This is a genomic window from Chryseobacterium sp. JUb7, from assembly GCF_024806495.1.
In the GTDB taxonomy this organism is placed as follows: Bacteria; Bacteroidota; Bacteroidia; order Flavobacteriales; family Weeksellaceae; genus Chryseobacterium.
The window spans coordinates 96,382-110,046 of record NZ_JANUFF010000010.1 but is presented as its reverse complement, the minus strand read 5'-3'; the positions used below and the strand labels follow the sequence as shown (position 1 = coordinate 110,046).

General features: G+C 36.2%; 12 protein-coding genes and 1 pseudogene. All 13 read left to right on the top strand.

What is annotated here, in order from left to right; genetic code table 11:
• Positions 1–7 precede the first annotated feature (7 nt).
• The 13 genes and pseudogenes from M2373_RS16980 (at position 8) to purH (ending at position 13,655) form a co-directional block, all read left to right on the top strand.
• A complete protein-coding gene (locus M2373_RS16980; protein WP_259112294.1) occupies positions 8–1,162 on the top strand; it encodes an aspartyl protease family protein in 1,155 nt (384 codons plus the stop codon).
• Between the two features lie 104 nt (positions 1,163–1,266).
• On the top strand, positions 1,267–2,247 hold the full coding sequence (locus tag M2373_RS16975; RefSeq protein ID WP_409013209.1) for a bile acid:sodium symporter family protein: 981 nt from the start codon (positions 1,267–1,269) through the stop codon (positions 2,245–2,247).
• 34 nt (positions 2,248–2,281) lie between these two features.
• On the top strand, positions 2,282–3,334 hold the full coding sequence (locus M2373_RS16970) for a succinylglutamate desuccinylase/aspartoacylase family protein (RefSeq protein ID WP_259112291.1): 1,053 nt from the start codon (positions 2,282–2,284) through the stop codon (positions 3,332–3,334).
• 58 nt (positions 3,335–3,392) lie between these two features.
• A pseudogene (locus tag M2373_RS22600) lies at positions 3,393–3,658 on the top strand (cyclomaltodextrinase N-terminal domain-containing protein); the annotation flags it as partial.
• Positions 3,659–3,760: 102 nt separating this feature from the next.
• On the top strand, positions 3,761–5,248 hold the full coding sequence (locus M2373_RS16965) for an alpha-amylase family glycosyl hydrolase (RefSeq protein ID WP_409013211.1): 1,488 nt from the start codon (positions 3,761–3,763) through the stop codon (positions 5,246–5,248).
• Between the two features lie 214 nt (positions 5,249–5,462).
• Positions 5,463–5,975: a nuclear transport factor 2 family protein gene (locus tag M2373_RS16960; protein WP_259112288.1), complete on the top strand. Its 513-nt coding sequence runs from the start codon at positions 5,463–5,465 to the stop codon at positions 5,973–5,975.
• Positions 5,975–7,393, top strand: a complete 1,419-nt coding sequence (locus tag M2373_RS16955; protein ID WP_259112287.1) for an MFS transporter — start codon at positions 5,975–5,977, stop codon at positions 7,391–7,393. The genes M2373_RS16960 and M2373_RS16955 overlap by 1 nt, the downstream gene beginning before the upstream one ends.
• 231 nt (positions 7,394–7,624) lie before the next feature.
• Positions 7,625–8,095, top strand: a complete 471-nt coding sequence (locus tag M2373_RS16950) for a hypothetical protein (RefSeq protein ID WP_259112285.1) — start codon at positions 7,625–7,627, stop codon at positions 8,093–8,095.
• Positions 8,096–8,379: 284 nt separating this feature from the next.
• A complete protein-coding gene (locus M2373_RS16945; protein WP_259112284.1) occupies positions 8,380–9,108 on the top strand; it encodes a pirin family protein in 729 nt (242 codons plus the stop codon).
• Between the two features lie 177 nt (positions 9,109–9,285).
• A complete protein-coding gene (locus tag M2373_RS16940) occupies positions 9,286–9,837 on the top strand; it encodes an NADPH-dependent FMN reductase (RefSeq protein ID WP_259112281.1) in 552 nt (183 codons plus the stop codon).
• A gap of 274 nt (positions 9,838–10,111) precedes the next feature.
• Complete coding sequence (gene purM, locus M2373_RS16935) at positions 10,112–11,104, top strand: phosphoribosylformylglycinamidine cyclo-ligase (RefSeq protein ID WP_259112279.1); 993 nt, start codon at positions 10,112–10,114, stop codon at positions 11,102–11,104.
• A gap of 76 nt (positions 11,105–11,180) precedes the next feature.
• On the top strand, positions 11,181–11,747 hold the full coding sequence (purN, locus tag M2373_RS16930; RefSeq protein WP_259112278.1) for a phosphoribosylglycinamide formyltransferase: 567 nt from the start codon (positions 11,181–11,183) through the stop codon (positions 11,745–11,747).
• A 390-nt stretch (positions 11,748–12,137) separates the two neighbouring features.
• Positions 12,138–13,655, top strand: coding sequence for a bifunctional phosphoribosylaminoimidazolecarboxamide formyltransferase/IMP cyclohydrolase (purH, locus tag M2373_RS16925; protein ID WP_259112275.1), 1,518 nt, complete (start codon positions 12,138–12,140; stop codon positions 13,653–13,655).
• Positions 13,656–13,665: the final 10 nt, after the last annotated feature.

Genomic DNA, 13,665 nt, shown 5'->3' with positions numbered 1-13,665 from the left:
TTCTCTTATGAAATATACTTTCGCTTTTTTATTTTTAACTATATCCTACCTTCAGATTATGGCTCAAAAAAAGCTTCCTGTGGTAAAGGCTAATTCGTCTAAAGCAATCTTCCTTGAAGAAGACAACGGGCTGAAAACAGACTGGAATATTGATCCGTCTATAAAACGTGATGTATACACCACCTCTAAAATAAGCAAAGGCTCCAGAACGGTAAAAATAAAAACAGATATCGATTCCATCAGAATTACAGTGAAAAAAGGTGAAAAAAAAGATTTTGTAATTCTTTTAAAAGGGAAAGATTCCTGTCTTACCCGAATTGAGAGCTCGGTTCCCAAAGATTTCAGTAATGTCAATCCGCCTTTTCACGACAGCATCCGTCTCGGAATCAATGAACAGAATACGATGTTTGTAAAGACTGCATTGAATAAAGATTCTCTTACTCTTAATTTTGATACCGGAAGCAACAATCTTTCTCTTACCCGGGAAACCCTGAAAGATAAAATTAAAGAACAACTGAAAGGAAGAGTAAATGTGTTATCGATCGGAAACAAAAAATATGACGGATTCAGAATCTATCAGGTTGAGCTAACCGGACATGGTACCGACGGGAGGTTTGGCTGGGATCTGTTTGATGGAATGGTAGTGGAAATGAATTATGACCACGGAATGATGGTTGTACACTCTCAACTTCCTGAAAATGTAAAAAAAGACAAAGCCTACGAAAAATTAGAAATTAAATATTTTGATAAACTGTTTTTTGTAGAAACAACGATAAAGCAGGGTTCCCAAACAAATAAAGACTGGTTCCTTTTTGATACGGGATACCAGCGTACAGTCATGCTGGACGATCCTTTACTTAAAGAGCAGAATTTCCCTACAGATCAGATGAAAATAATAAAAAAAGTCGTCATGAAAGGAGGCCAGGGCAATGAAATTCCTGTCAACACAGTCAATCTGGAATCGCTAAGTCTGGGAAAATATAATCTGAAAAATATTCCGGCTCAGCTGCTTTCCGAAAGCAGACCTGTACTTGATAAAAAAATGAATATTCTGGGCAATGAGATCTTAAAGAGATTTAATGTTTTTCTGGATTTTCAGAACAATGTTGTTTATATAAAACCAAATAAACTGTTTAATGACGGATATATTGAGAAAGAGTAAGTAGGCTGTAAAATAAATATTTCTTAACTTTATAATCCTTAAAGTATTCTTGTCTTTAAGGATTTTTTATTTACAAACAATTTTATTCTTATTTAATGATGTTGATGACTAAAATTTTTAACAAGCAGAATATTTTTCTTCTCCTGTTAATCGTAATGGTCTTAATGGCAAAACTGGTCCCGTTTCATGAATCGTACAACAGGTATTTCAATCTTTCAGCTTTTATAGACTGGGGTATTGCCGGTATTTTTTTACTGTACGGACTTAAACTTAATTTAAAAGAAGTCGTAAAAGATATTTCCAACTGGAAATTACACCTCCTGATTCAGTCGGGGACTTTTATCCTCTTTCCATTGCTTGTCCTGCTGTTTTATCCTTGGGTAAAAGGTTCGGAATATGAAAATATCTGGCTGTCTGTATTTTTTCTTGCCTGCCTGCCATCCACGGTTTCTTCGTCGGTTGTCATGGTTTCTATTGCCAAAGGAAATGTTACTTCTGCTATTTTTAATGCGTCAATTTCCGGATTAATCGGTATTGTCATGACCCCGCTTCTGATGAGTTTTTTTTTAGAACCAGCTTCAGGCTCAGGAAATCATGGTGAAGTTGTACAGCAATTGCTGATGAAAGTATTGCTGCCTATTATTTTAGGAATTCTCTTAAACCCTGTTTTAAAAAAATGGGTGACAAAATATTCTAACGTGATCGCCGAATTTGACAGACTGATTATTTTATTAATTGTCTACGAAAGTTTTTCAACCGCCTTTATCGAGAATATTTTTGTATCGGTGCCATCCGTTGTATTTTTAATTCTTGCATTAAGTGTCGTTTTCCTGTTTTTCGCAGTATATAATATTCTGCAGTTTCTGGCGGGGAAAATGAAGTTTAATGCTAAAGATATCATCACGGTGACCTTTTGTGGTTCAAAAAAATCATTAGTTCACGGCAGTCTTTTCTTATTGGTATTGGGAATTCCTGAAGATCAGAAAGTCCTGTTTTTACTTCCGGTTATGGTGTATCACAGTTTCCAGTTATTCTATGTAAGCTGGCTCGCAAATAAGATCGCACGAAAAGCTTCCGATGTTTAAAATATATTTAATTATCTTTATTTATATGAAAAAAATGAAGAAAGCAGTTCTGGTATCACTGATCATGATGAGTGTGTGGTCTAATGCGCAAAATATCAGTAAGATAATGGCGCAGAACGGGGCATTCAGAAAAGATATAGTGTTTACAGTTAAGGGTGATGCTCAAGAAACTTATCTGCCGGTAACGGTGATTAAAGGAAAAGAAAAAGGTCCCGTTTTCAGTATTGTTGCAGGGATTCACGGTTATGAATATCCACCAATCATTGCTGTTCAGGAAATATTAAAAGAAATAAAACCTGAGGAAATAAAAGGAACCTTAATTATCGTACCTATTGCCAATGTTGAGGCTTTTCAAAAAAGAACCCCTTTCGTTAATCCATTAGACCATAAAAATTTAAATAATGCTTTTCCGGGTTCTTCAGACGGAACACCAACCGATCAGATTGCAAATATTATTACAAAAGAAATCATTTCCAATTCGACTGTATTTTTAGACATTCACGGAGGAGATGCTAATGAGGATCTGATGCCTTTTGTATGTTATTATGACAGGAAAGATACTCCAGAAAATACAAAACTCGCTTATGACCTGTCGGTTCAGTCACAAATCAGACGTCTCGTTTCTTATCCATATAATTTAACACCGGACGAACCTGCAAAATATGCTTTCAAACAGGCAACTCAACAGGGGATTACTGCGTTAAGCATTGAAGCCGGCAAGCTGGGAACAGTGCAACAGGAAAATGTGGAGATGATAAAAACTGCTGTCTATAATATGCTGGCACATTCTGGAAATTATGTACGTGGAAAATCAAAACTTAAGAAGAGAAAAGCACCTGTATTTTTCAATCAACAGGAGTACATCCGGTCTCCTGAAAGCGGAATTTTTTACAGTGATCTGAAAAACGGAGACTGGGTTAGGAAAAACCAGAATCTAGGCTATATCACAGATGAATTCGGAAAGAAAAAACAAAATATCATTTGTACTACAGACGGAGTTATTCTATATAAAGTAGGAACTCCACCTGTTAATAAAGACGAAACCTTATTTTGCATAGTATATTCAAAAGTAAATGAAGAGAAGTAAAAGGAAAAAGTAGATCAGAATATAATACTTCGTGTCCTTTACATTAAAAATATTAAGAATGAAAAAAATATACACAATCATCGCTTTGTCAACTGCGATTATCGCTTTTTCACAAAAACCTTTAGATAAAGTAGAACCAGCCTTCTGGTGGAAAGGAATGAAAAATCCCGAGCTCCAGATTTTAGTCTATGGAAAAATATTGCCAACAATGAAATTGAACTTTCAGATGGTGTTCAGGTAAAAAATATTCAGAAAGTTGAAAATCCAAACTATGTTTTTGTAACAGTCAATACCAATGAAATCAACGTTCCGAAGTTTAAGATTAATATTAAAAACGGCAAAAAAAATATAGGATCTTATACCTATGAATTGAAGCAGAGAGATCCAAACTCTGCCAACAGAGAATCTTATACATCCAAAGATGTAATGTACCTGATTATGCCTGACCGTTTTGCCAATGGTGACGAAAAAAATGATTCAAGCCCTAATTTAACGGAAAAGGCTGACAGAAGCCTTCCGAATGGCCGTCATGGTGGTGACTTGCGTGGAATCATTAATAATTTAGATTATATTCAAAATCTTGGTGCAACAGCTGTTTGGCTCACTCCTGTGAATGAAGACAACGAAAAAGTCTATTCCTACCACGGCTATGCCCAGACCGATCTATATAAAATCGATGCCCGCTACGGAACCAACGAAGAATATAAAGAACTTTCCCAAAAATTAAACAAGAGAAATATGAAGCTGGTGATGGATTATGTCACCAATCACTGGGGGATTTCACATTGGATGATCAAAGATTTGCCGACAAAGGACTGGATTCATCTGTTTAATGACGATGAAAATGGTTTTAAACGATCAAACTACAAAACAACAACTCAGTTTGACACCAACGCTTCTGAAATCGATAGAAAAGTGGCATTAGATGGCTGGTTTGATACAACGATGCCTGATGTTAATCAAAAAAATCCTTTGGTTTTAAAATATTTAACGCAAAATGCAATCTGGTGGATAGAATATGCGGAATTGGGCGGTTTCCGTGTAGATACATATCCTTATAATGATAAAGAAGCGATGGCAAAATGGGCGCGCGCGATCACCGATGAATATCCGAAATTCAATATTGTCGGTGAAACCTGGTTGAATACTGCCGGACAAATTTCAGCCTGGCAAAAGGATTCTAAAACGGGTGAAGCAGCCAATTATAACTCCAATCTGCCGTCTGTGATGGATTTTATGCTGTATGGAGATTTGCCGAAAGCTTTGAAAGAAAAAGAAGGCTGGGATAGCGGAATGAACCGTATCTATAACAGTTTTTCCAGTGATTTTTTGTATCCCGATATCAATAATGTGATGGTTTTCTTTGAAAATCATGATACCGAAAGATGGAATGAGATTTTTAATGATGACCCGAAAGCATATAAATTAGGACTGACATTGATCTCAACTGTCCGTGGAATCCCACAAATTTATTACGGCTCAGAGATTGGAATGAGAGGTGATAAAAATAAAGGTGGTGATGCAGATATCCGAAGAGATTTTCCGGGTGGCTGGAAATCCGACAAACAAAATGCTTTTCAAAATTCTACTCAAACGCCTGAACAGAAGGAATTTTATCAGTTTACTCAGAAGTTACTGAACTGGAGAAAAGAAAAAGAGGTGATCCACACCGGAAAAACTAAAAATTTCGTTCCTCAGAATAATGTTTTTGTGTATTTTAGATATAATGAAAAAGAAAGTGTAATGGTGGTTTTAAATAACAATGAAAAAGAGCAGGCACTGGATTTGAAACATTTTGCAGAATCTCTGAATGGGTTTTCAAAAGGAAAAGACATCATCTCAGACAAAGAATTTTCATTGCAAAATAATATGACGATACCTGCAAAAACCTCAATGGTAATCGAATTAAACTAAACACGAATGACATAAATAGCTGAACAAATTTCACAGTCAAATCTTTGTGATCTTAGTTAAGTGAAACGCCTTTGCGAACTTAAAAAAGTTTAGTAGTAAAAAGAAAACTTTGTGTCCTTTGAGTTTAAAAAACTAAATACAGTCTCAAACCTCACAGGTTTTTAAAATCTGTGAGGTTTATATAAAAATAGAATTTAAAAATTCAAAATTAAACATGAAAAAAACAACAATATTCTTCACCTTCGTCCTATTTGTCGTGAGCTTTACAAGCATTTCAGCTCAATCAAAATTCGATAAAGACAAAACAGCAATCGGAACAATGCTCGATGGTTTCAATGTTGCGGCAGCAAAAGCTGATTTTACAACGTATTTCAATTATTTCGCAGACGAATCCACATTTATCGGAACGGATGCCACCGAAGTTTGGGATAAAAAAGCATTCATGGTTTGGGCAAAACCTTATTTCGATAAAAAAAGAACGTGGAATTTTACTTCACTAAAAAGAAATATCTATTTCAGTAAAGACGGTAAGCTGGCATGGTTTGATGAATTACTGGATACCCAAATGAAAATCTGTCGTGGTTCTGGAGTGGTAGAAAAAATCAACGGAGCCTGGAAAGTGAAACAATACGTACTTTCTGTGACCGTTCCGAATGAGGTTGTAGATAAAGTGGTGGTGGAAAAAACGCCAATCGAAGATGTATTAATTCAAAAATTGAAGCAGTAATGGCAGAAATAGCGGGAAGATATGAGGCCGGAAAATTTGGAAAAAAAGTAAAACCCAATTTATCCATGGCTCAAATCATCAACATGAGTATGGGATTTTTGGGCATCCAGATGGCTTTTGGTCTGCAAAACGGAAATGCGAGCCGAATTCTGGCTAATTTCGGAGCAGATGTTCATGAGTTATCATGGTTTTGGCTGGTAGCTCCCGTTACGGGATTGATTGTTCAGCCAATTATCGGTCATATGGGAGACAACACATGGAGTCCTCTTGGTAGAAGAAAGCCTTACTTTTTAATTGGGGCGGTTTTATGTGCCATAGGTTTGGTCATGCTTCCAAATGCAGCTTCTGCAACACAAATGATGGCAGCGAATGTTTTATTGTTGGCCGTCATTTTTCTGGCGATGATGGACGCTTCAATCAACGTGGCAATGGAGCCTTTCCGTGCTTTGGTAGGAGATATGCTGCCGAAACATCAGGGAACAATCGGGTTTTCAGTACAGACGATTTTAATTGGAATCGGGGCGGTTATCGGTTCATATTTGCCCGACTGGTTAACGAAGCTGGGAGTCTCAAACGAAGCCCAGGCTGGTTTTGTAGCAGATAATGTGATTTATTCATTTTATGTAGGCGCAGGATTTCTTTTATTGACGATACTTTATACCATATTTACAACAAAAGAATATTCTCCTGAGGAATTTGCAGAGTTTGAAGGCGGAAAAGAAGTAGTGGAAGAGCCTTCAAAGTTTACGGATATTTTTAAAGATTTTTCAAATATTCCGTCACAGATGAAAAGACTGGGTGCGGTGCAGTTTTTCTCATGGTTTGCATTGTTTACGATGTGGGTTTTTACAACGAGTGCACTGGCAACTCATCATTTCGGACTTTCACCTGATGATACCCACTCAAAAGCTTTCAATAATGCCGGAGATTTAACAGGGAAATTATTCGGGATGTACAATCTTTGGGCAATTCCGTTTGCGTTTTTATTAACGCCGATCGCTAAATGGATTGGAAAAAAACAGACCCATGCATTGGCATTAGCTTTTGGGGGAATAGGATTAATTTCAATGTATTTCATAAAAGATGTCAACCTTCTTTGGATTTCAATGATTGGATTGGGATTCGCCTGGGCAAGTATTTTAGCGATGCCTTATGCAATGCTGATTGAAGTAATTCCGCAAAAGAAAATGGGGGTTTATATGGGGATTTTTAATTTTTTCATTGTGATTCCTCAAATTATCAACGGAATTTTCGGTGGTCCTATTGTTAGCGGATTTTTTGGCAAACAGGCGATTGATTATGTAGTGGTCGGTGGTGTTTGTATGCTTTTGGGAGCGGTTTTAACATTGTTTTTCATTAAATCTGATGACGAAACACCAAAAGAAATCGAAGAAGAGATTCAGCAGGTGCATTTTTAAAGTAAAATTTTAACTCAATAAAACGGACTTCGGTTCGTTTTTAATTTAAAATATGCCATCAAAATAAACAAAAGTATTTGATTTACAAATTGCTAAAGTATTGTTCAACTTATATTTTCATTGTAGTTTTCATTAAATGCTGACCTTTTTTTCAACATAAATAAATTTTAAAAAAACAGTATCTTTCAAAAGAAAATATGGAATATTCCGTTTAATTCTTAAATTTGACGCATGCGAAAGAATCTTTATCTCATCATTATATCATTTTCTCTTGTGAGCTGCTATACCTACCAGGTTAAAAAGCCAGTAGATCCATTGGTCGATAATAAAGCTGGATCTAAAAATAGTACAACGATTGCTAATAAAACTCCTACGCAAACTGACAATGTAATAAGTGAGCGACAAAGCCCTAATTTACCTCAAACGCCTGCGCCTATCAATATTCAGGAGAAGCTTGCACCGAATAAAAATGTTAGAATTGATGTTGATGGAAAGGCATATAAAGTAATAGTTGATAAGTGGGAAGGTGACAGCCTGGTTGCACATCCGGTTCGTAATGCCAAAAAAACGCTGAAATTCCATAAGAATCAGATCAATGCTGAAAGAATTGCTGAAAAACGCTTTTCACAGCCTATCGCTGATATTATTACTGTTGTTGCGTATGCCGGTATTGGTTTTTTAATCTATTCTCTTGTTCGTTAATTTAATAATCGAATTTTAAAATAAAAATAATCAAAAAGCGGGTTCAAAAGAATCCGCTTTTTAATGTACTATGTTCATCTCACAAATAACCACAATCATCTGTGTAAATCTGCGAAATCTGTGGGAAAAATCAATAAGAACGGGCTTTATCCAGTTTTGCAAAAAATACAACCGAATTTAGCCAAAAGATTAAAAATTGATCATTCAATTTTCATCCTTTCTTACCTTACATCAATATTTTCTCAACGCGCACACCGTACATTTGTACCATAAATAATCACAATATGAAAACAGTATATCATAAAGCAGATACAAGAGGTCATGCCAATCACGGTTGGTTAGATTCTTACCATACATTCAGTTTTGCCAATTATCAAAATAATGAAAGAACACATTTCGGAGTTTTGAGAGTTTTGAATGACGACACCGTTTCTCAGGGAATGGGATTTGGAACGCACCCACACAAAAACATGGAAATCATTTCTATCCCTTTGGAAGGCGATTTGGAACATAAAGATTCTATGGGAACAACAGCTGTTATCAAAAAAGGAGAAATTCAGGTGATGAGTGCCGGAACAGGCGTGATGCACAGTGAATATAATAAAAATAAAGACGAAGCTGTAAAATTCTTACAGATTTGGGTTTTTCCAAAAGAAGAAAATGTTGAACCAAGATACGATCAGAAAAGTATTAAAAATGGCGAAAAAATCAACGGATTTCAGCAGATTTTGTCACCTAATAAAAACGACGACGGAGTATGGATTCATCAGGATGCTTGGTTTAATCTGGCTAATTTTACCAAAGGAAACGGCAAAAATTATATACTTAACAAAAAAGGAAACGGAGTATATGCCTTTGTATTAAAAGGAAGTGCAAAAATAGGCGACAGAATTTTAAATGAAAGAGACGGATTAGGAATCTGGGACTCTCAAAGTTTTAATATCGAGGCTGTAGAAGACACAGAGATCCTTTTAATGGAAGTTCCAATGGAATTACCATCATATTTAAGATAATTAAAAAGCAAAATAATTTCGCAGAGTAAAAATTCCTCTCCACCGGAGGGGTGGCGAAAATTCAAAGAATTTTTGACGGGGTGGTTAAAAACGTAAAATATTAGATTTTAACAAAAATCTTCCCGACCTTTGCGCCAGCAATTAAAAATAACTTTACTTTAAAATAGATAAAAAACAATGAAAATTTTAGCAATAGCCGGAAGTAATTCCGAAACGTCAATCAATAAATTTTTAGTCTCTTATGCTTCATCATTAATCGAAAATGCTGAGGTGGAAATTGTAGATATGAATGATTTTGAAATGCCCATCTACAAACATCAGAGAGAAGCAGAAAGCGGAGTTCCACAGGAAGCTCACGATTTTGCTGCAAAAATTGACGGTGCAGATGTGCTTTTAATTTCACTTTCAGAGCACAACGGAACATACTCAACAGCATTTAAAAATGTATTCGACTGGACTTCGAGAATAAAAGACAGAGCAGTATGGAACCAGGTTCCAATGTTGTTGATGGCAACAGCTCCCGGAGGTAGAGGTGGATTAGGAGTTTTAGAAGCTGCTGAAAAACGTTTCCCGCTTCATGGTGGAAATATTGTGGATACATTTACACTTCCTTTCTTCAATGATAATTTTGATAAATCGGCTCAGAAAATATCTAATGAAGAGAAAGACAGTGAATTAAAAGAGAAAATTCAGAAAATTTCGGCTATCGAATCTATCCTTGAAAAATAGATTTGAATATTAATTTAAAATTAATATCTTTGCAAAAAGAAAAGAAGATGAAAATTCAGACCTCCCATAAAGAATGTTTTTCCGAGAAAGGGAAAATTGTGGGCTCTGAAATTCTGAGATAAAATACTGGCCGATAATCTACTAAGATTGTCGGCTTTTTTGTTTTCTAAATTTGAATAAAAGTAATATAAAGATAAGAGACATCAGATACCAGATATTAGATTTATAAATGATCTGTAATCTGAAATCTAGCATCTAAAAATCTAAATAAAACATGAGCAACACTTACAAATCTGCAGGAGTAGACAAAGAAGAAGGATACAAAACCGTTGACAAGATCAAGAAAGCGGTGGGGGAAACTCACAATTCCAATGTATTGAATCATTTGGGAAGTTTTGGAGCTTTCTATGAGATCGGAGGATACAAAAATCCTGTTTTGGTTTCAGGAACGGATGGAGTGGGAACGAAGCTGAAAGTAGCTTTAGATTCTAAGAAATATGATTCTATCGGTGTAGACTGTTTCGCGATGTGTGCAAATGATATCCTTTGTCACGGTGCAAAGCCTCTGTTCTTTTTAGATTATCTGGCTTGTGGAAAACTGGATTCTGAAATTGCTGCAGAAATCGTTTTAGGAATGGTGGAAGCTTGTAAAGATAACAACTGTGCATTAATTGGCGGGGAAACTGCTGAAATGCCCGGTATGTATCAGCCAGGAGATTATGACGTTGCCGGATTCTGTGTAGGAATCGTTGAAAAAGATCAGATTATTGACGGCTCTAAAATTAAAGCAGGTAACAAAATTATTGCTTTGCCAAGCTCAGGATTCCATTCAAACGGATTCTCCCTGGTAAGAAAAGTATTCCCTGATTTCAACGAAGAATTTGAAGGAAAGCCATTATATGAAACACTTTTGGTTCCGACCAGATTATATTACAAAGATATTCACAAAGTAATTGAAGAGGTACAGGTTTCCGGAATTGCTCACATTACAGGAGGAGGATTGTACGAAAATATTCCTAGAATTATCGGAGAGGGACTTTGTGCAACGATTGATGCTTCAAAAATCCAGATTCCAAGCATTATGCTGGAGTTGGAAAAAAGAGGTGGTGTAGCTCGTGAAGAGATGTTCGGAACATTCAACATGGGGGTCGGAATGATCATTGTTGTAGATTCAGAACACGCAGAAAAAGTATTGCACCTTCTGGATGATGCTTACGAAATCGGAGAAATTACGGAAGGAAGCGAAAAAATAGATTTAAAATTCTAAAAGACATCGGATTTTAGATACTAGATCTCAGATTTTTAGTCTGAGATCTAGTATCTGAAATCTATTATCTAAATTAATGAAAAACTTAGTTATACTCGTTTCGGGTTCAGGAACCAATCTTCAGAGAATCATTGATACGATTGATAATGGAGAAATCCAGAATGCAAAAGTATCTTTAGTGGTAGCCGACAGAGAATGTTACGGACTGGAAAGAGCAAAAAATCATAACATAGAAAACGTTCTGATTCCTAGAGGAAAAAACTTCAGCAGCGAATTGAGTAAAATGATTCCTGAAAATACAGACTTAATTGTATTAGCGGGATTTTTATCCATTCTGAAACCTGAGTTTTGTGAAAACTGGAACGGAAAGATAATCAATATTCATCCGGCATTGCTTCCAAAATATGGGGGAAAAGGAATGTGGGGACACCATGTTCATAACGCTGTGATTGAAGCCAAAGAAAAAGAAAGCGGAGCAACAGTCCATTTCGTAACTTCAGGAATCGATGAAGGAGAAGCTATTTTTCAGAAATCCTTCGAAGTAACAGAAAATGATACTCCGGACACGCTGGCCGAAAAAGTTCATAAAATAGAATATGAAATTTTCCCGATAGCAATAAACACAGTATTAAACAATAATTAAAGCACTCTAATTATTAGCGATACAAAAATTCCCTTCCAAGGGTGGGGTGTCAAAAATTCTTTGAATTTTTGACGGGGTGGTTAAAAAAAGCAACGAAAGGCTTCGACAAGCTCAGCCTGACAACGAAAAACCAACCAAAAAGTTTGTCATTCCGAAGGAATCTAAGCAGAAATGCTTTCAGCATGACAGACAGAAAGTAAAAAATATTTAGCATTAGAGATGTCATGCTGAGCCTGTCGAAGCATCTCTCTAATCAAAAAAACAAAACACATTTAGATTTAAAAAGTTTTCAACAAAAGAAAAAATCTAAGTAAAATAAAGTAAAATCGGAGGTGAAAGACCCGGTTTACAGTTTGAAATAACTGTAAAAAGTAAAAAATCGAAAGTAAAATGAGCAAAAAAAGAGTTTTAATCAGTGTTTCTGACAAGAGCGGATTGATCGAATTCGCACAGTTTTTGGAAGCCCAAAACTATGAATTGATCTCTACGGGAGGGACATTCAAACATTTGAAAGACGCTGGTTTAAATCCAATTCAGATTGATGAGGTTACCAATTTCCCTGAGATGTTGGACGGAAGAGTGAAAACATTACACCCGAAAGTTCACGGTGGTTTGTTGGCCGTTCGTTCAAATGAAGAACACATGAAAACTGTTCAGGAGCACGGAATTGGTCTGATTGACATGGTGATCGTAAATCTTTATCCTTTCTTTGAGAATGTAAACAAAAATATTTCTCTTCACGAAAAGGTAGAGTTTATCGATATCGGAGGTCCTTCAATGCTTCGTTCTGCAGCTAAAAACTTTGATTCTGTAACGGTAATTACTGATGTTGAAGATTATACAACCGTAAAAATCGAAATGGAACAAAACGGGGATACATATATTGAAACCCGTAAAAAACTGGCAGGAAAAGTATTCAACCTTACTTCTGCTTATGACGGAGCTATCTCAAGAATGCTTTTAGAAGAAGATTATCCAACTTATCTGAATGCTTCTTACAAAAAAGTTTCTGACCTTAGATATGGTGAAAATCCACATCAGACAGCAGCTTACTACGTTTCTACTTTCGAAAACGGGGCTATGAAAGATTTCGAACAGTTAGGAGGTAAGGAATTGTCTTTTAACAACCTTCGTGATATGGACCTTTGCTGGAAAGTGGTTACCGAATTCAAGGAAGAAATGGCTTGCTGTGCAGTAAAACATTCTACCCCTTGCGGCGTTGCGATCGGAACTTCAGCTTTGGAAACGTATCAAAAAACTTTCGAATGTGATCCGGTTTCAATCTTTGGCGGAATTGTTGCTATGAACTACAAAATCGATGCAGCAACGGCGGAAGAATTAAACAAAACATTCCTTGAAATCGTTATGGCTCCTGAATTTGATGAGGAAGCTTTAGAAATTTTAAGAAAGAAGAAAAATTTAAGAATTATAAAAATCGTAAACCCTGTTTCTGACAAACAGACTTGGGTGAAAATAGACGGTGGAATTTTAGTTCAGGACAATGACAGTATCTTCTCTGATGATATTAAAGTAGTTACCGAAACTCAACCTACAGAAGAGCAGAAAAAAGCATTATTATTCTCTCAGAGAGTGGTAAAATATGTAAAATCTAATGCGATTGTAGTTTCCAACGGAATTCAGGCTTTCGGAATCGGAGGGGGGCAGGTAAACAGAATCTGGGCAACCCAACAGGCAATCGAAAGGGCTAAAGAGAAGTTCACAGGAGACTTAGTATTGGCTTCTGATGCATTTTTCCCTTTCCGTGATGTGGTAGATTTCTGCGCTCAGGAAGGAATCACAGCGATTATTCAGCCAGGTGGAAGTGTAAAAGACCAGGACAGCATCGAAGCGGCTAATGAGCACAAAATACCGATGATGTTCACTGGAATTAGACATTTTTTACATTAATTAAAATAGA

Excerpts from the sequence above, each read along its gene's own strand:
- M2373_RS16980 (WP_259112294.1), top strand. The coding sequence starts at position 8 with ATGAAATATACTTTCGCTTTTTTATTTTTAACTATATCCTACCTTCAG.
- M2373_RS16975 (WP_409013209.1), top strand. The coding sequence starts at position 1,267 with ATGACTAAAATTTTTAACAAGCAGAATATTTTTCTTCTCCTGTTAATC.
- M2373_RS16970 (WP_259112291.1), top strand. The coding sequence starts at position 2,282 with ATGAAGAAAGCAGTTCTGGTATCACTGATCATGATGAGTGTGTGGTCT.
- M2373_RS16965 (WP_409013211.1), top strand. The coding sequence starts at position 3,761 with ATGTACCTGATTATGCCTGACCGTTTTGCCAATGGTGACGAAAAAAAT.
- M2373_RS16960 (WP_259112288.1), top strand. The coding sequence starts at position 5,463 with ATGAAAAAAACAACAATATTCTTCACCTTCGTCCTATTTGTCGTGAGC.
- M2373_RS16955 (WP_259112287.1), top strand. The coding sequence starts at position 5,975 with ATGGCAGAAATAGCGGGAAGATATGAGGCCGGAAAATTTGGAAAAAAA.
- M2373_RS16950 (WP_259112285.1), top strand. The coding sequence starts at position 7,625 with ATGCGAAAGAATCTTTATCTCATCATTATATCATTTTCTCTTGTGAGC.
- M2373_RS16945 (WP_259112284.1), top strand. The coding sequence starts at position 8,380 with ATGAAAACAGTATATCATAAAGCAGATACAAGAGGTCATGCCAATCAC.
- M2373_RS16940 (WP_259112281.1), top strand. The coding sequence starts at position 9,286 with ATGAAAATTTTAGCAATAGCCGGAAGTAATTCCGAAACGTCAATCAAT.
- purM (WP_259112279.1), top strand. The coding sequence starts at position 10,112 with ATGAGCAACACTTACAAATCTGCAGGAGTAGACAAAGAAGAAGGATAC.
- purN (WP_259112278.1), top strand. The coding sequence starts at position 11,181 with ATGAAAAACTTAGTTATACTCGTTTCGGGTTCAGGAACCAATCTTCAG.
- purH (WP_259112275.1), top strand. The coding sequence starts at position 12,138 with ATGAGCAAAAAAAGAGTTTTAATCAGTGTTTCTGACAAGAGCGGATTG.